The sequence below is a fragment of the Pseudomonas sp. IT-P44 genome, assembly GCF_949768225.1.
Lineage (GTDB): Bacteria > Pseudomonadota > Gammaproteobacteria > Pseudomonadales > Pseudomonadaceae > Aquipseudomonas > Aquipseudomonas migulae.
Map to the genome: position 1 here is coordinate 55,425 of NZ_CATKQM010000007.1, position 20,162 is coordinate 75,586.

Below are 20,162 nucleotides of genomic sequence, written 5' to 3' on the forward strand. Positions count from 1 at the left end.
GCCACCATGATCAGCAACCTGAAATACGACATCGAGTACCGGCGCGATAAAGCGCTGGAGCTTTCCAGCCAGGTCGCACAACACCTAGCCGCGGGCGGACGTTTCACCAGAACCGAGCCCGCACAAATCAATCCGCTACCGGCGGAGCGCTCGACAAAGATCGATCCCGATACCGTCCTCAAACGGCGACGCCCCGCCATCTCAGCGGCTGAGCGCAAGGCGCTGCGGAAACTCGCGGAGGCACTATGAGCGAACTCACACAAGATCAGGCGAACGACGCTCTCCATTACGACCCGGAGACGGGGATATTCACGCGAAAGATCCAGACTTGCGGACGAGTGAAAGTAGGAGATGTTGCGGGTTATGTTCGGGATGACGGCTATCGCATGATTCGAGTTCGTGTCCGGCAGTACCTTGCTCATCGTCTGGCATGGCTCATGGTTACCGGGAAATTTCCAGAGAATCAGATAGATCACATAAACGGGAGCCGCGGCGACAACCGATGGTGCAATCTCCGCGCAGTGACCAATACGGAAAATGATCGTAATCGAGCAGTGCGCCGCGATAGCGCTTCTGGTGTGATGGGGGTCCGCAGGCACAACCGAGCCGATGGATGGGTTGCGAGAATTACTGTCAGCGGCAAAATAATGAACCTGGGCTTTTTCAAGAATATTAAGGATGCGACTGCTGCCAGAAAGTCCGCTGAAGCGAAACACGGGTATCACAGCAACAGCGGGAGAACACGCAATGCCTAAAGCATCCGTCAAGCGTCGAAAACCGAACAACGGCTTCGCCCGGGCAGAACGCAGTTGCCGGGCGCTGCTGCGGACCAATCACGTCGCGGTGGTGAACATTGACCCGAGCGGCAGCCAGATCATGGCGAACTGGAAAAGCTGCCGGCAGATCCGGAGCCTGGCCATCGCCAACGCCCTCTTCGAATTCTCTTACCACTGGACGATCTACCTCAGCGCCATGTGTCGGGACGAGCGCGGCGTCGAGTATGTCAAGTCGGTGGAGATTTCGCCCGAGGGCATCTACAAGGTCGAGCGCCTGACGGATGCCATCGAGCATTACTACCTGGAGCTGCGAAACAGCTGCAACCCAAACCACATGATCGCGTCAGGTTGGATCGCTATTCCCGCGGAGGTATCGCTCGAAGAAGCCCAGGCCGCGAAGTTGTTCTACGCCGCCGGCGCCTGGCATCAGGTGAAGGTCGCAGCATGAGGAAAATCAGCAATCAGGTGCGCCAGCGCCGACGACAGACATGGCTGGATATACCGGCCCACGGAATTGAAGAGGCAGGCCATGGCCAAGAGCAACGCGGATATTCAGAAGGACAAGCGTGCAAAGGAGAAGGCCCTGCTCGACCGGATCGGCGCCGAGAAACGCACACTGATTGTGTCGAAGGCATTGGATGATGCCCTGAATATTCTCGGCGCCCGGCACGACTTCGAGGAATGGCAGGAGACGGTGACGACATTCATTTTGAACCTGGCTTCGGCGCCGCCCGAGGAGTCCGACCGTTACGCCTCAATGTCGCGACATAAAATTGATGTATCGGAAAAGTGGTCGCGACAGCTTGAGCGGTTTGCCAAGACCGGTGTCGAAGTCTGACAGGAGTTACTTTCCAGCTTCCATGCGGCGAAGCAGTTCAAGCCCGTCGCGGCCCTTCTTAAGTTCCCAAGGCACGACTTCTAGCACTGTCTGAATTCCGCCTGGCAGGCAATAGCAAAGATCGATACAGAAGCCTCTTGCATCATTGAGTAGTTTCATTACATCGCCGTTCTTGATGCTGTGGGTAATAGACGAGTCGCCAAATATTGTTTTTTGATCGTTATGAGCAATAAGTTTGTCCCTGAAGTTTTTAATATTAAGGGCCTTATAGCGGCCTTTTATAGCTTCAAAATCGTTGAGCAGCTTCTCAGAGGCGAATTCACGGTACTTGTATTCAAAGTAGTCAAGCGAAAGATTTGGATCGCTCCCGAAAGATTTGGAATCGAATACTGCCGACACCCGGGTCAGGATACTTACAAACATCGATTTCTGAACAATCTTGAACACATCCATCAAATTGGCATTGATGATCGCCAAGGAATCCTCAGAGCAATAAAGCTGCTCGTATAGCAAAACTTCTCTACGAATGTCAGTAATGTAAGAGTTGTATCTCGATAGTTCACGCAGTGCCTCTTCCAAATCAAACACATTGACCTCCTTGTACTGGCCCCATGCCAGGCCACTTACGCTGATAGTCAGGAATGGTAAATCCCATTTCCCATCATCGTATTGCCAAGGTGAAAAAAACCAGACCCATCATCTATCGAAAACATGACAGTAGTTTCGGCGAGAAGATCGCGAAGTGCCTGAAGCTCCGCAGGATCGGTCGGCATCTTTATAAGAATCGATGAGACCATTGCATCATCATCTAGCCTATCCATTTGAATGTATTCATAGCCAGCCAGAGATTTTCGTAGGGAATGGTGACCACCAATCTCTTTGCCTGAGCGAACAAGCCTCGCACAAACGGTGAACGCAAATGCGTAACCCGTGATTACCGGATCTGGAATTGGCGCGTCCTTCCACTCATGACCGTCTTTACTTTCGATCATGTATGGGCCCTCACCAATGTACTGACCATAGTTCTCCACGAGATAAGCCATTTCATAGGTCGATTTCACTGTCGAGGCTATCTCCATAACTGGCGTACTCATGCTGACAACGAGCATAGAGGCTGCCGCTAGGCCTCTCAGGTAGGCCGGCAAGTCATTTTTCTGAACGAGCTGTTTCATAGCACACCCTTTATTCCGGCTCCATGCCGGGCCGAACACAAATACCCCACTTCAACGAATCACGCCAGCCGGCGAGGATCCCCTATGTCCGCACAACAATCATCAGCTGCGCGCGACGAGCGCCTGGTCACTCTTCCAATGTGGATCATTGAGGCCGTGCGCGCCGAGGTTCGACTGGAGATTCACGTCTGGTCGGAAATGGCTCGGCACGTTGAAGAGTCGTTGGCCCTGGGCGACCAGGTACTGCCCTGCGACGTGAAGCTGCCGCCGGCCACGGTGTTCCTGAAAGGCACCAAAGTCAGCACGTTGATGCTTGGCATTCAGCAGCGCCTGAGCTTCCCGTCGCACTCTCGCGAATTCGAAAAATCCTGACACCTCCAACCAGCCAAGGATCCCCGCATGGAAATCACTTACGGCTCGGTCTGCTCCGGCATCGAGGCGGCAACGCTTGCATGGAAACCACTCGGCATGCGCGCAACCTGGTTCGCCGAGATCGAAGCATTCCCCAGCGCGGTGTTGGCCCACCACTACCCGAACACGCCGAACCTCGGCGACATGACAAAGCTCGGAGCCCTGGTCCTGGCAGGCAAAATCGCGGCGCCGGACGTGCTGGTCGGCGGAACCCCTTGCCAAGCCTTCAGTGTCGCCGGCATGCGCCAGGGTCTGCTCGACCCTCGCGGCGCCCTCACCATCAAATACGTGGAGCTCGCAGATGCAACTGACTATGTTCGCGCCATTGATCGAAAGCCCCCCTGTGTCATCGTCTGGGAAAACGTCCCCGGCGTCCTCAGCGACAAAGGGAACGCCTTCGGATGCTTTCTTGGCGCGCTTGCTGGGGAAGACTGCGAACTGCAGCCTTCAGGGAAAAGGTGGCCGGACGCTGGTTGTGTGTATGGACCCAAAAGAACAATCGCGTGGCGGGTCCTGGACGCCCAATATTTCGGCCTGGCCCAACGACGCCGCCGTGTGTTCGTTGTCGCAAGTGCTCGAGACGGATTCGATCCCACCGAGGTACTTTTTGAGCGAGAAGGCGTGCGCCGGGATACTGCGCCGCGCCGAGGCGAGGGGCAAGACGTTACCGGAACAGCTCCTTTCGGCCCTGCGCTCCAGTGCGGATGTGGACACGTCTTCGGCGAAGAACTCGGACCGTACGGCTGCGTGAATTGCGAGGGTGACGAAGGGCCGGCGGTTTCGATGTTCGGTGGCATCCCGGCGTTCGGCGGCCACAGCCTTGGAGGATCGGTCGAGCGCTCAGCCACGCTTACAGCGAAAGACACCCGTATGGACATGGAAAGCGAAACGTTCTTCATCGCCCCGACACTCGCCGGCGGCGCTCGCAAGTCCGGAGGGTATTCGCTTGACGATATCCCCATCACTGCCCCGGCCCTGCGAGCCCAAGCACAGAGCAGCCATCGCGCCGACTCCGAAGCATTCATCGTGGCCGGCACGCTCAACGCCAACGGTAAGGCCGCCGGCAGTGCCACGCAGCAGGATGCGGAATCTGGCCTGCTTGTGGTGCATGGTACTCAAGACCCTGGAGTCAGTGACTCAACGGCCTTTGCGCTAGGCCGAAATAGCGGGCAGGAAAACGCGGTCCTCGCCTTCTCCTGCAAGGATCATGGCGCAGATGCGGGCTCGATAGCTCCCACCCTGCGGGCGATGAATCACTCTGGTAGCCACGCCAACGGTGGTGGGCAGGTCGCGGTGTGCATAACCGGCGACATAACCCACACGCTGAAGGCCGACGGCTTCGACGGCAGCGAAGACGGCACAGGCCGTGGTCAACCGATCACCCAAAGCAACGCTGGTGTTCGGCGCCTCACCCCCCGAGAGTGCGAGCGCCTTCAAGGTATGCCGGACGACTACACGCTGATCCCTTGGGATGGATGGCGAAAGCTTGATGCCGATGAGACACCGGAACAGTGCATCGCCGACGGAATGGACGTGCGCCAGGCGAAGACAAGTAAAGCCTGGTACGTCCGCGACGCCGACGGCCCACGCTACAAGGCGATCGGGAACAGCAAAGCGGTCACCGTCGTTCGCTGGATAGGGCTGAGAATTCTTCGGCAACTTCAGTCATAACCGCCCTTCATGTTGCGGATGATCGGGTGCGCATCGCTTCGACGATAAACCCGAAGCTTCAAACCGCTCGAGCACGTAATTACTGAGAACTTTTCTGCTGCTGGCTGGTGTTCCGAGATCACTTCTGAGCAGTCCCATCCGTAGGTATTCAGCGCATGCCATGCAAGATCCGCTTTGGAGAGGTTGCGGCTGCTATGAGCATGCGACAGATCATGGTTGAACTCAGAATCTTCAGCCTTGGTTGCCTCCTTCGCGGGAGATGTTTGAACGGGCGCAACCTGTGCTTGAGCAACACTGTAGCTAGAGAAGGTTTTTGCGGATGGATTGTTGTGACTATCAATCATCCCTTTTCCAACAATCCCGACGAGCCCAAACGCCAAAATAATCCCAATAGTCCTTCTCTCCACCGCCATCGCTCCCTCTGCAAAGAATTTAATGATGTCAGCTTGCGCTGCCTTCAGTCCACAAACTCAAAAATCACCGCCCGGGCATGACCCGGCATAGGACGCCCCATGTGGCGCCGAACCATCGCTGCGATGTAGTTGGCACTTCAGCGGAGCGAAATAGGAAACCCATCTATTCCGGCGCTACTGGTTTACCAGAACGACTCGGCAAGTGGTCAGATCGCTCTTTAGTGACACGATGCAATAAAGAAACGTTGTAGTCGTAAGTCGATATCAACGGTCCGGAGCCTTCCTGCCGAGCAATCCCGAGCCATTGCCTCGTTCGTTCAACGTCAAAGAATTCGTTTTTGAACTTCATCTTCGCAACAAGGCTTGCTGAGACCCTAAAGTGTCCACATCCGGCCGAGCATTTGACCTCGGACCAGCATCCTGTCGTGTGAACAATTTTAGAAGCAGCTTGGCAAATTAAGCATTGCATGTCCGATCTCCATTTCGATGACCAACTCACTGTAGCCGAACACCGGCCAAGGCCCCTCCATGCCCACAGAAAACAAACCGGTCGAGCCTGGCTTTGACCTGAACACGCCAGATGGCGGACGCGGTTACATCGACAACCTGTTCAAGACTGTGCTCAAGCGTCACGACTACCGTCAGTACATTAATGAGCGGCTGGCCGGCGACTTCGCGTGCACGCTGGCGCAGCACTTCGAGGAGGTCAAAGCTCGCGAACAAGCCCTACAGCAGCGCCTGAATGCAGCGGATCAACAGATTGATGACCGCGCTGGCACCTGCGAGTGGAGTCGGGAAGACGACAGCGGCATCTGGCATAGCGGCTGCGGTGTGACCTGGTCATTCCATGATGACGGTCCGGAAGAGAACGGCATGCACTTCTGCCACTCCTGCGGGAAGACATTGGTGGTTGAAGCCACCGTGTCGGAACCCGAGCGGGATGATGACTGGCATATGAACCCCTGCAAGCAAGGTCATCGCGATGTCGGTGCGTCCGGTGGAGTCGCCCACTGTTACACCTGCGGCGAAGAGATTACAGCCACCACTACGCAGGAAGCATTCGAACAGTGGAATGCAACGCACGCAGCAGTCGACGCAGCACCCGAGGCGAAGCCATGAGCGGCGCCGAGCTCTGGATGATCAACGTCCGGATGCGACGAGTTGAGGAAATCAAGTTGCACCAGCGGGCCGGCCTGAGTAACCGGCCCTGGCCGAAGTGCTACCAAGGCCCAGGCCGGACCTACATGCTTCATGAAAGCCAGGTTCACACTTCGCGCCATTCGGCGCTGGCCGCTTTGAATCGCAGCCTGCAAGCCATCTATGAAGAGCGAAACTTGAAGCAGCAAAAGCTGTTTGCCGAAATGCTGTCCATCACCTCCGAGCTGGAGCATGGACAGGCCTCCGCCTGAGCTCAAGAGGAGTACATCTGTACTCCATCTCGGGATTTGGCAATCACGCCTGCGATCGCATCGGCAGTTGGCGCAGCTCCTGCTCAGCAAGTCGGCGCGCTTTTCCAACGCCCCAGGCCAAGGCACGCGTCATCGACTCACTAGGTCGGCAGTTAACGGCTTCTTCATAGAGCGCCATGCCTGTTGCGGCATACACCCCGATAAACAACTGAGTAGTGCCTGCAGTAGACAGCCTCACTTGAACGTCAAAGTGAGTTCCATCGTCGAGCTCTTCACTATGTGTCCGGGTGTAAAGCGTTGGATCTGCCCATGCCCAAAAGGCGCTGCCTCTGATACGCATCTTGTTGTCCCTCCTGCCAGCGAACAAATAAGGCACAACCATAGTTCAGTGCAAAAGAATGAAACATGACCATGACTCAGGCCAATAAATTCTAATTATTGAAACTCTCTCCTCCTTCCAAAATCAGCCCCTATAGCGGCAAGGGACAGGTGCTGCCCGGAGATTCCAGAAATTAGTCATCTGCTCTGAGATCCTCATACTTGTGGGGTAATTCCATCCAGGCATCAAGGGATGCTATTTGGCGCGCTACAGCAGCGTCCCACGCCGGGCCCACCGCCTTATTCTCGCGCATCATCGCCTGCATGCCAGATGTCGCTTCTATGAACTCATGATGAAGCTCTATCGCCCTCTCTAAAAACTCTTCCCGCCGACTCATAGAAATTCTCCCGAGACAGGTTGAAGTGTTCGTCTCTCGAACGATGTCCACAGTCGAGAAACTGCTGCGCCTCAGTTGGTGGATTGCCTACCGACTTAGTAATTCCGAATTACCGGACCGCCGGTAATCATCCCCCCCCCTTCAAAGTCAGCCGCTATAGCGGCAAGGACGAAGTCATGTCTGCACAAAAGCCAATCATCATGTTCGACGCTCCGGAGGCGGCCAGCCTAAAAACGGTAACCGGCTGGGTTTCCTCTGGCGGTCGTTTTTTCGGTGAAGATGAGAACCTTGCTCGGTACTGCGGCGCGACACACCGCCGCTGCGATGCGAACCCAAATCACCAGATTTACGAAGTGAACAGCTACTGCAAGGAGTGTCACCAGCAAAGACGGCAAGCAAAATTCGAAGCCATGCCGGTCAAAGAGTGGGCCGGAGAGCCGCTGGTTATCTTCGATGGCGATCAATACTTCTTCGATGAAGACAGCCTGCGCGACTACCTAATCGACAGCGATATCGAGCTGGCCGACCTGCAGCTCTGCATCTGCGAACCGAACTATCCCAGTCAAATCGACCCGGCAGACCATTTCTGCGATGACCTGCCGGAAGACGGCGAGATACGCGACGACCAGCTGCTTGCGGCATTCGAACTGCTGAACGAGATGATCCGCCAGTCTGAACCCCTGTCGTGGACAGAAGGCGAGTTCGCCGCACAGCTCCCGCAATCGCTTATCGACGAGATCACCGCAGCGAGGGCCGAAGCATGATCGCCCTAGCCTGGTTTGCCTACGTGTACTGCTACAAGGGGCCGTGGCGATGAAAGCTCGAATCGAGAAGAAACTCAGCCAGCGCCTCGTTCAGCTCCACCCCGCACTGTATGGAAAGGCATGGCGCGACGATGAATTGTCTGAACTGGCATGCGACCAGCGCTCAAGCGTCAGGCACTGTCTGAGTGTTGGCGGTGGCACCGACTACTGGGGTGAAGGCATGGACGCCTACACCGTGTGGGCTGATTGGAAGATGAATTGGAGTTGGCATGGGCCATTCGAAGCGCATCCAGATGGCCACCAGTCCGAGGGATATCCAGACACAGGAACCTTCAGGCCGACCACACGAAATCTGCTGAAGCTGGCAATCGACTGTGAGCTGGCCGAGCGAGCCAAGGCGCGCCCGCGATGAACCTCATGGTCAGCGTCCGCACCGAGGAACTGACCGGCCCGGCGCTGGACTGGGCAATCAACGCGATCGAGGTTGACCAGCAGCCCGTCGCGGGCCAGCTGGATCTCTTCGCTCTGCCCGACGCCGAGCATTTGATTACGAAGTACGGCGTCTGGGTCGATATCGGTCACCGGCACCCGTGGCTGGCCGACGCGACGAACGACCCATTCAACCGCCAGATCGGCGATACCCGAACCATCGCAGTGTTCCGCGCCGTGGTCTTCGCCAAGCGCGGCGCCACGGTCAAAGTCCCCGCCGAACTCATCCAGCAGTAACCCCTCCCCCTACTCAACAGCCTGCCGGTGTACGGCGGGCGAGGAATCCTGCATGTACGAAATCATCAAAGCTTGGTGGTCCCGCAACGTTTTCCGGGCGAATCCGTGGCACGACAAGTTCGTGCTGCTTAACTTCATCGATCTGTACTACAAAGGCCAGCGCGATAGTGTCCTGGGCGTCACGCTGAACTCCGGCGACGATGGCGATTATCCGGGCAACAAACTGGTGATCCAGATTTGGAAGTACTCAGCCTGGATTAAGATCCCTCGCCTGCTCAAGCCGTGGGCCGAACAACACACCTTCACCAGCCTGAGCCCTGAGGCGCAAGCCAAGCGAATTGCAGAGCATGGACACCTTCACTACTACGAGTACCACTCTCGCCAATTCGGCTTTCATCTGACCACCCACGGAATTCACACCAACTTCGGTCCGAGCACTTGGGATTCTCGGACCACAAAATCTCGATACCGCTCGTTTCCATGGCGCGAATTGGATCTGGTCCTGAACGCCATATCCGACGCCGATGGAGTCGAGCACATCGAAAAGCGAAACGGTGTCCGCCTGGACTACAAGGAAATGGGCGCAATCAAGGACACGATGCCGCGCTACGTGTTCCTGCTGCGGGATTATGACGGCCAAGAGATCCGCGCCTATTGCCACATGGAAAAGCGCGTATATCGCATTGGCACTGGCTGGGTGAAGAAGTACTTCGGTGCGTTGCGCCCTACTCGCACGTTCATCGAGCTGGATATCGCCTTTGACGGCGAGACCGGGCCGGAGAAAGGATCTTGGAAAGGCGGGACGATTGGTACCGGCAGCCGGGCAGAGAAAGGCGACAAGCACGACGCCCAGCATCTGATCGAGAAGTACTGCGCCAGCACCCACCGAGCGAAAGGTGCTTCCTACTCGATGACCTTCATCCGCCGCGAGCCTGACGCCCCGTACACAAACGAGACGTACCGGAAGGCATCTGCTGAGCGACGCGGCGAAACGTACGCCCCGCTGTCCTGACCCTATCACCACCTTCTGCCGCCACGCGCGGCATGGAGCATCAATATGGAAACCGAAATTCTCTCGGACGAAGAGCTGGCGGATCTCACCGGCTACAAGGCCAGGGCCTACCAGCGGCGCTGGCTGACAGATCGCCATTGGGTGTTCGTGGAAAGCCGCGGCAAGCGCCCGCTCGTTGGCCGGATGTATGCCCGCATGAAGCTGGGCATGCTCTCTCCTAACATCGCCGATCCTAACCCGCCGCCGGCAGCACCGGCATGGACGCCAGACTTCTCGCGAGTGAACTGATATGCGCCCCCGCAAGACCGAGCACCACCATCTGCCCCCTCGGATGTACAAAAGATCTCGACAACGCAAAAACGGCAGCACCTGGACGACCTACTACTACCGGGACCTGCTCGGTAAAGATATTCCGCTGGGCAAGGACCTGGACAAAGCCAGGATCAAATGGGCCGAACTCGAAGCCAAGGAAAAGCCGCTTGACTTGCGCACTATGAAGGGCATCTTCGACCGATACATCCGCGACATCGTCTCGAAGAAGGCACCACGCACTCAGAAAGACAACCTGTCGGAGATCAAGCAGCTGCGGCCGATGTTCGACAGCGCCCCGATCGACTCGATAACCCCGGCAACGATTGCCGGATATCGGGATGCTCGGACGGCCAAGGTCCGGGCGAACCGGGAAATTGCCACCCTCTCCCACGTGTTCAACATCGCCCGAGAGTGGGGGCTTACGACCAAGGAGAACCCGTGCCAGGGCGTACGCAAAAACAAGGAAACGCCGAGGGACTATTACGCGAATGATGTGGTTTGGGATGCGGTTTACAAGAAGGCAGCTCAAGAGCTGAAAGACGCGATGGACCTGGCCTATCTGACCGGGCAGCGACCGGCAGATGTCCTGGTGATGCGAAAGGACGATGCAGAGGGGGGATATTTGGGGGTGCAGCAGAACAAGACGCACAAAAAACTGCGTATTCAGATGACCACTGCCGGAGAGGCGAATAGCCTGGGCCGGCTGATCGCCGAGATAACTGTGCGCAATGCCCAGCACGTCTCGAACTACCTGATTGTGAGTCGGCACGGTAAGCGGATGACCGCGCCGATGCTGAGAAAGCGCTGGGACATAGCTCGAGAAAAAGCGAAGCTGGCGGCAATCGAGATCGGCGACGAACTGCTGGCGACGAAGATCGGTGAATTTCAGTTCCGAGACATCAGGCCGAAGGCTGCGTCGGAAATCATCGATGTCGGCGAGGCAAGCTTACTGCTGGGGCACACCAAAGGCGACATCACCGAGCGGGTTTACCGTCGCGTTGGCGCTATCGCCAAACCATCAAAATAGCCGGAAAAACAGTTCCAGAACTCAAAGCCGACCCCTTGTAGAATGCGGTCTGTAGAGGTGCTGAAAAATGAAAGTAATGGAACGGAAAATCGCTACGAGCATCGGCCCGCTTACGTCTTTGTAGCGGTCTTGAAAACCGTCGACTGTAACAGGTCCATGAGTTCGAATCCCATCGCCTCCGCCATATTTGATACGACAAAGCCCTGATTATTCAGGGCTTTGTCGTTTCTGGGGTTTGAGAATCGGCGGCGATTTTTCGAGGCGTCAGAAAACTAATTGGTAGCCGTTACAAACTTTCCCGCTTTGACCCTCTTCCGGCGTCCTGCCAACTGCTTCATGCCCCCATGTGGCACACCACATTTCCACTGCTGCGATGACCTTCTTTCATGGAGGAATCGCGACGCCAAACTCAGGCCGCGGGAATGCTTGCAGGTCGAAATGTCGACTTGCACGCCGGCATTGCTCGAGCCGGCGACGACCTGCTCGCACTTTCCGCCATCGCCTGACCGCCCAGCTCCCACATTCCACCGCCCGGACATGACCCAGCATAGGACACCCCATGCCCACGCAGCGGCGGACCAATATACAAAGTCAATTATTCCGAAGCGATCGAAGTCCTAGAACGACTCGCCGAGCTGCCAGATCGCTCTTTAGTGGCACGGTGCAATAAGGAAACGTTGTAATCGTAGGTCGATATCAACGGCACTGGCCCCTCGTTCCGAGCCATCCCGAGCCATTGCCTTGTTCGTTCAACGTCAAAGAGTTCGTTCTTGAACTTCATCTTCGCAACAAGGTTTGCTGAGACCCTGAAGTGTCCACATCCGGCCGAGCATTTGACCTCGGACCAGCATCCTGTCGTGTGAACAATTTTAGAAACAGCTTGGCAAATTAAGCATTGCATGTCCGATCTCCATTTCGATGACCAACTCACTGTAGCCGAACACCGGCCAAGGCTCCTCCATGCCAACAGAAAACAAACCGGTCGAGCCTGGCGTTGACCTGAACACGCCAGATGGCGGACGCGGTTACATAGCCCACCTGCTCAAGACCGTGCTCAAGCATCACGACTATCGTCATTACATCAATGGATGGCGAGGACGGTTACTGCCGGGACATCGTGTTTGCAGTCGAAGATCTCGGCGCGCAGGTGAACCCATGATCGCCTCATTCAATCGCACCCGGCGCTGTATCGAAAGGCCTGGCGTGACGATGAGCACTCCGAACTGGCGTACGACCAGAAGTCGAATGTCAGGCATTGCCTGAGCGTGGGAGGTGGAACCGATTATTGGGGTGACGGGATGGATGCTCACACCACCTGAGCGGACTGGAAGATGAATTGGCCTTTCCATGGTTCGTTCGAGGAATACCCGCATGGGCATGACCTTGCTCACTACCCGAACGCGGAAGGCTTCAAGCCGACGACTCAAACCTGCCTAACCTGGCCGCCAAGTGCGAGCTGGCATCCAAAGCAACAGCCTAACCCCTCTTCCACCTACCAGCCTGCTGCTGAACGGCGAATGTCACCGGCACCACTGCATCTCACAGGGGACTCCGTCATTGTCGCCATCCATTTTCATTCCTGGACAATTTTGCAGAAAGCTTTTGGCCTCTGCGCACGAGGTCATCTGCGAGCAGTATTTGCGCCCATCGCATTTGACTGGAGCCGAAACAGGCTTCGGCACAGCCACGACCGTAGAGATGATTTGGGGCGTCGATAGCCGAGCCTCAGCCCAGGACTGTAATTCAGGGGAAAGCTTCCAAGCCAACAGACCAACAACAAGCACAACCAAAATCAGTTTCATCTTGATCCATCCATGATGAGAGACCGTTTGCGTTCTCACGTTGCCTGCTTTCCAGCGTAACCCACAAATTCACATACAGCCTGCCGGTTAACGCCGGGCGAGGATAACTATCGCGAGGAACACGGATAGGAATCAACGGCGCCTGCTGGAAAAGTAGAACGCCAAGCTGCCACCGCACCTTCAGCGAGTGCCGCCAAATCAGTGGCCAGGCTTCAAGCCTTGCCGGTGTCTAGCTGTACGCCAACCTCACTGCCACCACAATGGGCCGGTCGCGAAATCGGGTACCGAGTCTTTATTGGTAAGACATTGTAATTGTCATTCCCGCGTTTACTTTGCCTGCAACAAAGGGTGGGGTAGCCCTAATATAGCGAGCAGTAAATGACTTGCGTATACGCCCGCCGGCACTTGTGATGTTTCCGAAGTCTCGTTGGTTGATAGTGCCTATCGTTGATGAATCAGGACCGAAACCTACAGGCAAACCGTTTTCCAGAACCTCAATAGCAAAACCTGATGCGGAGTCCGGTACTTTCGCCAATCCTAGCGCCGATGAGGTATTTGTGGGGAATGAAATATCGGTGAGGGTGTATTTCGCATTTACGCTTGAGGCGCCCGCCCCGCAATCTAAATCGATAGAAAAAGGGGTTTCCCCGGCCGTCGTTTTTGCATTCTCCAAGGATCCAATATCTACTTTCGGTAGTTTTACAATCCCTGGCACACTCAGCTTACAGCTAGGGTATTTCACATCGAGAGTCGCTCCCTGAGTCGTTATCGATCCCCAGCCATAATAATTACCAGGCAGGTGGATACCGTGCCGCATGACTGTGACGGGTGGAATGTTTATTATTCCCGGCTGAAGGAGTTCTGTGGCAACAAAGCGAATTCGAAACCTACTTTCCACAAAAGGACTATTGAATTCAGTATTGGAAGACCATATTTTAATTTCAGATGACATGAAAGGCACATGAGGTGAACTCCAATGGCCAGCGGCCATAATTATGCCAACACCCTTGACACCTGAGTTGTAAATAGCATACTCGCTTCCTTCAAAGTTTAACGTTTTTGCCGTATTAGTAAGCAAACTATTCGCGAGCGAGTAGAAGTCGGCTTTTAATGGATAGTCAATACATTTCCCGAAGACTCCTGAAACCTCATGCCAAGAGTTCGAAATGACTGTCGGCAAAGCGGCCTCCCTAGCCGCCAGCGAAAGAGCAGGCGTAGGAATTGTGACGTTGTCGAATGTACAGGTTGTTGCAGCAAGTAAATTACCGCTAAAAATTGCAGATACTAAAAGCAATGTTCTCATAAGGCTCCGGCCAAAGGTAGTCTAGGCATTCAGCTTTGCTGGGGTCATAGCTGTACGCTGACCTCACTGTCTCCACAATGGGTCGGTCGTGAAATCGGGTGCCGAGTCTTTATTGGTAAGACATTGTGATGGTCATTCCCGCGTTTACTTTTCCAGCAACAAACGGGGGGGTAGCCCTAATATAACGAGCAGTAAATGTCTTGCGTAGACGCCCGCCGGCACTTGTGATGTTTCCGAAGTCTCGTTGGTTGATAGTGCCTATCGCTGATGAATCAGGACCGAAACCTACAGGCAAACCGTTTTCCAGAACCTCAATAGCAAAACCTGATGCGGAGTCCGGTACTTTCGCCAATCCTAGCGCCGATGAGGTATTTGTGGGGAATGAAATATCGGTCAGGGTGTATTTCGCACTTACGCTTGATGTACCCGCTCCGCAATCTAAATCGATAGAAAAAGGGGTTTCCCCGGCCGTCGCTTTTGCATTAACCAAGGATCCAATATCTAATTTCGGCAACTTCACAGCCCCTGGCACGCTCAACTTACAGCTAGGGTACGTCACATTGAGAGTCGCTGCCTGAGCCCATATGTATCCCCAGCCGTAATATTTACTTTCGAAACGTATGTGTATGCCGTGGCTCACTAAAATGGTTGCCGGGATGTTTATTATTCCCGGTTGCAGAATTTCTGTGGCAACAAAGCGAACTCGATAGCTCATCATCGAATCAACGGGCGTGACTCCAACCACCCCTCCATCTGGTACATATTCACCTAACGTGAGAGGCCTATAATAACCGCTATTCCTAAGTTGAGTAGCCACAATCATGCCAACACCCTTGATGCTTGTGTTGATTATTTTATATACGCCTCCTTGAAAGGTGAATTCTTGTGCTGTCACAGTAGCCCCAGGACGTATGATAATGGTGAAATAGGATGATCCTGTTCCTGCTTGAGCGCCTGCACATGACCCCTTTACTCCTGAAATTTCATGCCAAGAGTTTGAAATCATCGTCGGCAAAGCGGCCTCCCTAGCCACCAGCGAAAGGCCACCAAGTATAGGAATCGTGACGCTGTCGAATGTACAGCTTGTGGCAGCAAGTAAATTACCGCTAAACAATGCACATGCTATAAATAATGCTCTCATAAAGTTCTAATACCGTTACTGCCCATTGTCCAGTCGAAGCGGACCGTATGTCTTTCTTGATTTGCTCCGGCCTCCATAAATCTACTTCATTTCGGCTTTCGTTCCAGACCCTGCGCGCGCCGACAACCAGCGCAACAGATCCTCACCGCTCATCGGGCGGGCGTAGAAATAGCCTTGCCCAGAAGTGCAACCCAGCTCCAGTAACAGGTCATGTTCTTCTTTATTCTCAATGCCCTCGATCACCACCGACATTCCCAGGCTTTTACCTAGCGCCAAAGTACTGGAGATGGCTGCCCGGCAGCGTGGCTCATGTTTGAGAGTGCGGATAAATTCGCCATCGAGTTTGATCTCGTTGAATGGCAACTGACATAACCGCTGCAACGACGAGAATCCCGCCCCAAAGTCATCGATCGACAACTGGCAGCCCATCATTCGTAACCGCACCAGGGTTTCCAGACTAGTGACTGGACTTTCCAGCAACCCACTTTCCGTGAGTTCAAAAGTCAGGCTGGAACCCGCCGCATTGTGAAACTGCAGAATGCGTTTGACGATTGATGTGAGGTCGCTATTGGTCAGTTGCGTTACGTGCAGGTTGAACGCCAGGTTTAATACAAAGCCATCGCTGCGCGCTTGTTGTTGCAGGCGCAGCGAAGTATCCATTTGTGCGAATAACAACTCATCAAGTAATCCGCATCGTTCCAGCACTGGCATGAACACCGCCGGGGACAGAATGCCTGAAGCAGGATGCTGCCATCGCGTCAGCACTTCCACGCCTTTCACCTCCCCGGTACTCAGATTCACCTTGGGCTGATACCAGGCTTTCAGCTGTTGCTCGCGTAGCGCTCGACGAACCTCATCTTCACTGGCCAATTCAACAGGCGCGCGAACTGGCGGCACAACATCCGAACCACGCAAGTGCTTTTTCAGCAAGACATCCAGAACAGGCGCCTGCAGCGGCTTACCGACATCACCGAGCATTTCCAGCCCCAACAACGACACGATCTGCTGCACCGCCCGACGCAGGTCGGCGGACAGCGAGCTGCTGATGATCACAGAGCCTACGAGCCCCGAGCGTCCGACTCGCTGAAGAAACTCCAGACCATCCATGCCGTCCATACACAAGTCACAGAGGGCAATGTCTACCTTGCCCACTTTGTGTAAAACATCGAGTGCCTGGACGCCATCTACAGCCTCGAAAACTTCCTGACAGCCAAGCTGGCGCAGCATGCTGACCGCGACTGAACGCTGAAAATCATGATCTTCGAGCACCAGTACACGTAGAGGAAGACGCTTCATGGAAATCAGCTCAGTGATGGGGGGCGAACCATCCTGCCTAAAGCTGAAACAAATCTAATTAGGAAATATCTGACATTCGCGAGGATAAATCTTACGTCGATGAATTTCTCTGGCGAGACCCCAATGCAATATGAGCCGTTGAGCATGCCTCAGTTCGCGCGGATAGCTTGTTCCACGCGCCGAACAAACTGATCGACTTCGACTGCACAATCGTGGCCAGAGCTCTCGACCAATCTCTCCACTTCTCGACAAAGAACAATGAGGCTTTTGGCTTTGCCGACCGCAAGAGCGCCACGAATCCGGTGCAACAATCTAACGGTTTTTGCAGCGTCGGCTTCGTTCATCGCGGATTTCAATCCGCTCAAATCTTCACGAATGGTGAGCATAAAGAGTTCAACCATGCGCTCTGGAATCTGAATCCGGTCTTGAGGGCCCGTAGCCTCGATCACTTGTGCGTGGTCGAGCACTGGCTGATTCATCGTACTTTTCAGGCTCAAGTAAAGGCCCTGAATGTCGATGGGTTTGGTCAACCAATTGTTCATGCCAGCATGTATGCAGCGCTCGCCTTCCTCTCGCAATGCATTGGCAGTAACGCCGATTATGGGTATCTCCAGATCCCGCTGTCTTACGGACTCCGTAAAGTCATAACCGTCCATGACGGGCATGTTGACGTCAGTGACGATCAGGTCATAGCGTCCGTGTTCAAGAGCTTTCAGCGCTTGAATACCATTCGATGCCACCTCGACCGTACAACCGATGGCTTGCAGTTGCTCTTTCATCAACCGCTGATTGACCGGGCTGTCTTCAGCCAGTAGCACGTTAAGGCCCAAATGACGTTTATCGGGGGCGATTGCATTGACAATGGGCTCGGGCATGGCACCGGTGACGGCCATGGCGAGGGCCTGGCGCATGCCCGAGAGGCTGTGCTGACTGACCAGAATATCTTTGCCAATGACTTGCGGCACTTCACTGAAGTCATGCTGGGCAAAGACTTTGACGCCCCCCCAATCAAGCACTGGCAATTGTTCAGGCATGACTTCCAATAGCGCATCGTGGAATGCCTGGACTTGAGTCGAAACAATCACGCCCAGACGCTCCAGCCATGCAGTCAGACTCTGCGTCAATGCCGGGTACGGCGTGCGCACCAATACGTTCTTACCGGATAACAGTTGATCGGACACAGGGATCATCGCCGGTTTCAGGACATCCACCGTTAACGCGAAAGTGAACTCGCTGCCCTCTCCCGTTTGACTGCTGACCCTGAGGGTTCCGCCCATCATCTGGCTGAGCATGGAACATATGGGAAGGCCCAACCCTGTGCCCTTGATCGTGTGTTGCTTGCTGTTGGCCTGGAAAAAACGCTCGAACAAGCGCTCCTGGTGAGCTGGTGAAATACCCGGCCCGGAATCGACGACTCGCCACTCCAATCCGACTTGACCATTAGGGTTGTGGGTCACAGCCACAAAAACCGCTACCTGCCCACTGTCGGTGAACTTGATTGCATTGCTCAGCAGATTACTGATGATTTGCCGAATACGAAGACTGTCCCCTGATACCTCTTGAGGCAGGGCCGGATCGATGCAACAAAAAAGCGATAAGCCCTTACTCGCAGCGGTACCTGCGAAGAGGCGAATGATGTCTTCGATAAGGTCCAGCGGATTGAATTTGATCGGCTCAAGCACCAGTTGTCCTGCTTCGATTTTCGACAGATCCAGGACATCGCTGATCAAATGCAGCAGAACGTCGGAGGAACTGTTTATCGTCGCGAGATAGGCTCGTTGTCGCTCTTCCAGTTCTGTCATGCCCAGTAATTCGAGCGTTCCAAGTACACCGTAAAGCGGCGTGCGAATTTCGTGGCTGATCGTTGCCACGAAGTTGCTTTTTGCTTCGTTGGCCGCGTCCGCGGCCTTGCGCGCAAACACCAGAGTTGCCGCCGCCTCGCGATGGGAAGTGATGTCCGTGAAGGTGCACAGCAAAACCCGCTCGCCCTGATAATCTGTCGGGGCAAAACGAACATGCAGCGATCGTTCAACCGTCATCAGGCAACCTTCACCCGAGAGCGCCTGATCCTGGTCGAACATAGGCCAGTCGCGCATCAAGTCGTGAAGATCTCCGGCATCACCGAGCCACTCGGTAAACAGCTCGTTTTGGGTGACCTGCTCCAAACCCTCCGCTCTTATAACGCACAAGGCCAGCGGCACCGTTTGCAGCAGTGAATGATTAAAGTCGTGATTAACCAACAACTCCCGATAGTCCGTACTTGCAGGGACCAGGACACGACGCCGATACCAGTTAATCAGCCACCAGCCACCGAACACACACACCATCAACAAACCCGTCAGCCCCAGTAGCGGCCATCTCGCGTCGTGAATAAGTCGCTCATAACTGATGTAATACAGCGCCTGCCAGGTTCCAATAGTGCCGGCACTACGCTTGATCAGCAGACCGGAGGTGGTCAGGTGCAGGCCGTTTTCGTATTCACGAATATCAGTGTTCTGTGAACCGACCAGCACGCTACCGTCAGGTGCTATCAAATCAATCGATTCAAACGCGGGCAAATTGTAAAACTGCTTGTCGATACTGATGCCGAAGGCATTGAACTCATTGAGTTCCAGCAGGGTCGCCACGATTATTTCCGGGGGGTTGTGGCCATCTGCACTGTATTCATGGGATTGGTCGGAGATATAGGCCAGCAGTTCCCGTCGGCCATCCGCCAGAAAGCGTCTACCGGGTGTCCAGTGCACAATCAAATCGCTTTTTTTGGGCGGATTCCTGGCAATAGTTGCCTTGACCTTTTCGATGACCGGCAACAACGCGGGCTCTGAATCCGCAGGCTCCGCGTCAATCGAGGGCACCGCTACATCAAAACCATCTTCCAGATCGAACAAAAACATCTGAGGCGCGGTAAACGATGATCCACCCCAGAAATCACTGTAGACATTGGCCATGCCACGAGCTTGATCCAGTTCCCGAGCAACCGCGCCACTGACCAGCAAGTCGATGCGATCAGGCCCGAGAACCGATACCGTGGTCGAAAACTGTGAGGCCCTGCCCTCATAGAGGCGCAAGTCGCCCATTGGACGCTCATCAAAGACATAGCCGACGCTTTTCTCCGGTTTGTAATCAACCGAACCACTGGCTTTTATTGCTCGCAACAAAAACGTTTCGTGATCGTTGGCGCGCGCTACCAGTCTCAAAAAGTGATAGTTGACTTTGACAAGTTCGCCCCTGACTACTTTGTAAGTTGCCCAATAGCCGACAACTACAAAAAACAGCAGCAACAAAAAAGAAACGATCAAACCAAAACCCAGACGCAGGGAGATTTTTTCCAGCCGCCCTACTCTTGATTGCCTATAACGCATAAAAACTCAAA

24 protein-coding genes are annotated in these 20,162 nt (G+C 54.7%); 14 read left to right on the top strand and 10 right to left on the bottom strand.

Annotated features, from left to right (window positions below; genetic code table 11):
* The first annotated feature begins 6 nt into the window (after positions 1 to 6).
* The 4 genes from ACM6IO_RS03445 to ACM6IO_RS03460 all read left to right on the top strand — a co-directional run bounded on the left by ACM6IO_RS03445 (position 7) and on the right by ACM6IO_RS03460 (position 1,614).
* Positions 7 to 249, top strand: coding sequence for a hypothetical protein (locus ACM6IO_RS03445; protein ID WP_414910936.1), 243 nt, complete (start codon positions 7 to 9; stop codon positions 247 to 249).
* Positions 246 to 755 (top strand): HNH endonuclease signature motif containing protein, encoded by a 510-nt coding sequence (locus tag ACM6IO_RS03450; RefSeq protein WP_414910937.1) that lies wholly within the window; start codon positions 246 to 248, stop codon positions 753 to 755. Before ACM6IO_RS03445 ends, ACM6IO_RS03450 begins: the two co-directional genes overlap by 4 nt.
* Positions 748 to 1,224, top strand: a complete 477-nt coding sequence (locus tag ACM6IO_RS03455) for a hypothetical protein (RefSeq protein ID WP_414910938.1) — start codon at positions 748 to 750, stop codon at positions 1,222 to 1,224. The genes ACM6IO_RS03450 and ACM6IO_RS03455 overlap by 8 nt, the downstream gene beginning before the upstream one ends.
* Before the next feature lie 81 nt (positions 1,225 to 1,305).
* Entirely contained in the window at positions 1,306 to 1,614 is a 309-nt protein-coding gene (locus ACM6IO_RS03460) for a hypothetical protein (protein WP_414910939.1), read from the top strand.
* Positions 1,615 to 1,620: 6 nt separating this feature from the next.
* Here ACM6IO_RS03460 and ACM6IO_RS03465 read toward each other — a convergent pair whose 3' ends face one another.
* Both ACM6IO_RS03465 and ACM6IO_RS03470 read right to left on the bottom strand, forming a co-directional pair.
* Positions 1,621 to 2,202, bottom strand: a complete 582-nt coding sequence (locus ACM6IO_RS03465; protein WP_414910940.1) for a hypothetical protein — start codon at positions 2,200 to 2,202, stop codon at positions 1,621 to 1,623.
* A 47-nt stretch (positions 2,203 to 2,249) separates the two neighbouring features.
* Positions 2,250 to 2,786, bottom strand: coding sequence for a hypothetical protein (locus tag ACM6IO_RS03470; RefSeq protein WP_414910941.1), 537 nt, complete (start codon positions 2,784 to 2,786; stop codon positions 2,250 to 2,252).
* Between the two features lie 84 nt (positions 2,787 to 2,870).
* Between ACM6IO_RS03470 and ACM6IO_RS03475 the strand changes: the two genes are divergently transcribed.
* Both ACM6IO_RS03475 and ACM6IO_RS03480 read left to right on the top strand, forming a co-directional pair.
* Complete coding sequence (locus tag ACM6IO_RS03475) at positions 2,871 to 3,158, top strand: hypothetical protein (protein ID WP_414910942.1); 288 nt, start codon at positions 2,871 to 2,873, stop codon at positions 3,156 to 3,158.
* Between the two features lie 27 nt (positions 3,159 to 3,185).
* Complete coding sequence (locus ACM6IO_RS03480) at positions 3,186 to 4,868, top strand: DNA cytosine methyltransferase (protein ID WP_414910943.1); 1,683 nt, start codon at positions 3,186 to 3,188, stop codon at positions 4,866 to 4,868.
* Here ACM6IO_RS03480 and ACM6IO_RS03485 read toward each other — a convergent pair.
* Complete coding sequence (locus tag ACM6IO_RS03485) at positions 4,859 to 5,212, bottom strand: hypothetical protein (protein WP_414910944.1); 354 nt, start codon at positions 5,210 to 5,212, stop codon at positions 4,859 to 4,861. The genes ACM6IO_RS03480 and ACM6IO_RS03485 overlap by 10 nt on opposite strands.
* Before the next feature lie 597 nt (positions 5,213 to 5,809).
* Here ACM6IO_RS03485 and ACM6IO_RS03490 point away from each other — a divergent pair.
* Together ACM6IO_RS03490 and ACM6IO_RS03495 are read left to right on the top strand one after the other, a co-directional pair.
* On the top strand, positions 5,810 to 6,400 hold the full coding sequence (locus tag ACM6IO_RS03490; protein ID WP_414910945.1) for a hypothetical protein: 591 nt from the start codon (positions 5,810 to 5,812) through the stop codon (positions 6,398 to 6,400).
* Entirely contained in the window at positions 6,397 to 6,690 is a 294-nt protein-coding gene (locus ACM6IO_RS03495) for a hypothetical protein (protein ID WP_223538739.1), read from the top strand. Before ACM6IO_RS03490 ends, ACM6IO_RS03495 begins: the two co-directional genes overlap by 4 nt.
* Before the next feature lie 43 nt (positions 6,691 to 6,733).
* Here the strand turns inward: ACM6IO_RS03495 and ACM6IO_RS03500 are convergent, their stop codons facing one another.
* Together ACM6IO_RS03500 and ACM6IO_RS03505 are read right to left on the bottom strand one after the other, a co-directional pair.
* On the bottom strand, positions 6,734 to 7,030 hold the full coding sequence (locus tag ACM6IO_RS03500) for a hypothetical protein (protein ID WP_223538738.1): 297 nt from the start codon (positions 7,028 to 7,030) through the stop codon (positions 6,734 to 6,736).
* Between the two features lie 172 nt (positions 7,031 to 7,202).
* Positions 7,203 to 7,406, bottom strand: coding sequence for a hypothetical protein (locus ACM6IO_RS03505; protein WP_223538737.1), 204 nt, complete (start codon positions 7,404 to 7,406; stop codon positions 7,203 to 7,205).
* 176 nt (positions 7,407 to 7,582) lie between these two features.
* Between ACM6IO_RS03505 and ACM6IO_RS03510 the strand changes: the two genes are divergently transcribed.
* Genes ACM6IO_RS03510 through ACM6IO_RS03535 form a run of 6 tightly spaced genes read left to right on the top strand, consistent with a single transcriptional unit; the run spans position 7,583 to position 11,247 of the window.
* Positions 7,583 to 8,170, top strand: coding sequence for a hypothetical protein (locus tag ACM6IO_RS03510; RefSeq protein WP_414910946.1), 588 nt, complete (start codon positions 7,583 to 7,585; stop codon positions 8,168 to 8,170).
* 49 nt (positions 8,171 to 8,219) lie between these two features.
* Positions 8,220 to 8,582 (top strand): hypothetical protein, encoded by a 363-nt coding sequence (locus ACM6IO_RS03515; RefSeq protein ID WP_414910947.1) that lies wholly within the window; start codon positions 8,220 to 8,222, stop codon positions 8,580 to 8,582.
* A complete protein-coding gene (locus tag ACM6IO_RS03520; RefSeq protein ID WP_414910948.1) occupies positions 8,579 to 8,896 on the top strand; it encodes a hypothetical protein in 318 nt (105 codons plus the stop codon). Before ACM6IO_RS03515 ends, ACM6IO_RS03520 begins: the two co-directional genes overlap by 4 nt.
* A 52-nt stretch (positions 8,897 to 8,948) precedes the next feature.
* Positions 8,949 to 9,908: a hypothetical protein gene (locus ACM6IO_RS03525; RefSeq protein WP_414910949.1), complete on the top strand. Its 960-nt coding sequence runs from the start codon at positions 8,949 to 8,951 to the stop codon at positions 9,906 to 9,908.
* Between the two features lie 45 nt (positions 9,909 to 9,953).
* Positions 9,954 to 10,196, top strand: a complete 243-nt coding sequence (locus ACM6IO_RS03530) for a DUF4224 domain-containing protein (protein ID WP_414910950.1) — start codon at positions 9,954 to 9,956, stop codon at positions 10,194 to 10,196.
* Position 10,197: 1 nt separating this feature from the next.
* Entirely contained in the window at positions 10,198 to 11,247 is a 1,050-nt protein-coding gene (locus tag ACM6IO_RS03535) for a tyrosine-type recombinase/integrase (protein ID WP_414910951.1), read from the top strand.
* A 1,520-nt stretch (positions 11,248 to 12,767) separates the two neighbouring features.
* Here ACM6IO_RS03535 and ACM6IO_RS03540 read toward each other — a convergent pair.
* From ACM6IO_RS03540 to ACM6IO_RS03560, 5 genes are all read right to left on the bottom strand, one after another.
* Positions 12,768 to 13,049, bottom strand: a complete 282-nt coding sequence (locus ACM6IO_RS03540; RefSeq protein ID WP_414910952.1) for an excalibur calcium-binding domain-containing protein — start codon at positions 13,047 to 13,049, stop codon at positions 12,768 to 12,770.
* A 292-nt stretch (positions 13,050 to 13,341) separates the two neighbouring features.
* On the bottom strand, positions 13,342 to 14,352 hold the full coding sequence (locus ACM6IO_RS03545) for a fimbrial protein (protein ID WP_414910953.1): 1,011 nt from the start codon (positions 14,350 to 14,352) through the stop codon (positions 13,342 to 13,344).
* A 109-nt stretch (positions 14,353 to 14,461) separates the two neighbouring features.
* Positions 14,462 to 15,493, bottom strand: coding sequence for a fimbrial protein (locus tag ACM6IO_RS03550; RefSeq protein ID WP_414910954.1), 1,032 nt, complete (start codon positions 15,491 to 15,493; stop codon positions 14,462 to 14,464).
* Positions 15,494 to 15,574: 81 nt separating this feature from the next.
* Positions 15,575 to 16,789: an EAL domain-containing protein gene (locus tag ACM6IO_RS03555; RefSeq protein WP_414910955.1), complete on the bottom strand. Its 1,215-nt coding sequence runs from the start codon at positions 16,787 to 16,789 to the stop codon at positions 15,575 to 15,577.
* A gap of 149 nt (positions 16,790 to 16,938) precedes the next feature.
* Complete coding sequence (locus ACM6IO_RS03560) at positions 16,939 to 20,151, bottom strand: ATP-binding protein (RefSeq protein ID WP_414910956.1); 3,213 nt, start codon at positions 20,149 to 20,151, stop codon at positions 16,939 to 16,941.
* Between the last annotated feature and the right edge of the window lie 11 nt (positions 20,152 to 20,162).

Bases quoted from the DNA above. Each gene is read 5' to 3' on its own strand.
- ACM6IO_RS03455 (WP_414910938.1), top strand. From the start codon at position 748: ATGCCTAAAGCATCCGTCAAGCGTCGAAAACCGAACAACGGCTTCGCC.
- ACM6IO_RS03515 (WP_414910947.1), top strand. From the start codon at position 8,220: ATGAAAGCTCGAATCGAGAAGAAACTCAGCCAGCGCCTCGTTCAGCTC.
- ACM6IO_RS03495 (WP_223538739.1), top strand. From the start codon at position 6,397: ATGAGCGGCGCCGAGCTCTGGATGATCAACGTCCGGATGCGACGAGTT.
- ACM6IO_RS03475 (WP_414910942.1), top strand. From the start codon at position 2,871: ATGTCCGCACAACAATCATCAGCTGCGCGCGACGAGCGCCTGGTCACT.
- ACM6IO_RS03555 (WP_414910955.1), bottom strand. From the start codon at position 16,789: ATGAAGCGTCTTCCTCTACGTGTACTGGTGCTCGAAGATCATGATTTT.
- ACM6IO_RS03530 (WP_414910950.1), top strand. From the start codon at position 9,954: ATGGAAACCGAAATTCTCTCGGACGAAGAGCTGGCGGATCTCACCGGC.
- ACM6IO_RS03445 (WP_414910936.1), top strand. From the start codon at position 7: ATGATCAGCAACCTGAAATACGACATCGAGTACCGGCGCGATAAAGCG.
- ACM6IO_RS03550 (WP_414910954.1), bottom strand. From the start codon at position 15,493: ATGAGAGCATTATTTATAGCATGTGCATTGTTTAGCGGTAATTTACTT.
- ACM6IO_RS03525 (WP_414910949.1), top strand. From the start codon at position 8,949: ATGTACGAAATCATCAAAGCTTGGTGGTCCCGCAACGTTTTCCGGGCG.
- ACM6IO_RS03490 (WP_414910945.1), top strand. From the start codon at position 5,810: ATGCCCACAGAAAACAAACCGGTCGAGCCTGGCTTTGACCTGAACACG.
- ACM6IO_RS03470 (WP_414910941.1), bottom strand. From the start codon at position 2,786: ATGAAACAGCTCGTTCAGAAAAATGACTTGCCGGCCTACCTGAGAGGC.
- ACM6IO_RS03520 (WP_414910948.1), top strand. From the start codon at position 8,579: ATGAACCTCATGGTCAGCGTCCGCACCGAGGAACTGACCGGCCCGGCG.
- ACM6IO_RS03460 (WP_414910939.1), top strand. From the start codon at position 1,306: ATGGCCAAGAGCAACGCGGATATTCAGAAGGACAAGCGTGCAAAGGAG.
- ACM6IO_RS03505 (WP_223538737.1), bottom strand. From the start codon at position 7,406: ATGAGTCGGCGGGAAGAGTTTTTAGAGAGGGCGATAGAGCTTCATCAT.
- ACM6IO_RS03485 (WP_414910944.1), bottom strand. From the start codon at position 5,212: ATGATTGATAGTCACAACAATCCATCCGCAAAAACCTTCTCTAGCTAC.
- ACM6IO_RS03535 (WP_414910951.1), top strand. From the start codon at position 10,198: ATGCGCCCCCGCAAGACCGAGCACCACCATCTGCCCCCTCGGATGTAC.
- ACM6IO_RS03545 (WP_414910953.1), bottom strand. From the start codon at position 14,352: ATGAGAACATTGCTTTTAGTATCTGCAATTTTTAGCGGTAATTTACTT.
- ACM6IO_RS03450 (WP_414910937.1), top strand. From the start codon at position 246: ATGAGCGAACTCACACAAGATCAGGCGAACGACGCTCTCCATTACGAC.
- ACM6IO_RS03500 (WP_223538738.1), bottom strand. From the start codon at position 7,030: ATGCGTATCAGAGGCAGCGCCTTTTGGGCATGGGCAGATCCAACGCTT.
- ACM6IO_RS03540 (WP_414910952.1), bottom strand. From the start codon at position 13,049: ATGAAACTGATTTTGGTTGTGCTTGTTGTTGGTCTGTTGGCTTGGAAG.
- ACM6IO_RS03510 (WP_414910946.1), top strand. From the start codon at position 7,583: ATGTCTGCACAAAAGCCAATCATCATGTTCGACGCTCCGGAGGCGGCC.
- ACM6IO_RS03480 (WP_414910943.1), top strand. From the start codon at position 3,186: ATGGAAATCACTTACGGCTCGGTCTGCTCCGGCATCGAGGCGGCAACG.
- ACM6IO_RS03560 (WP_414910956.1), bottom strand. From the start codon at position 20,151: ATGCGTTATAGGCAATCAAGAGTAGGGCGGCTGGAAAAAATCTCCCTG.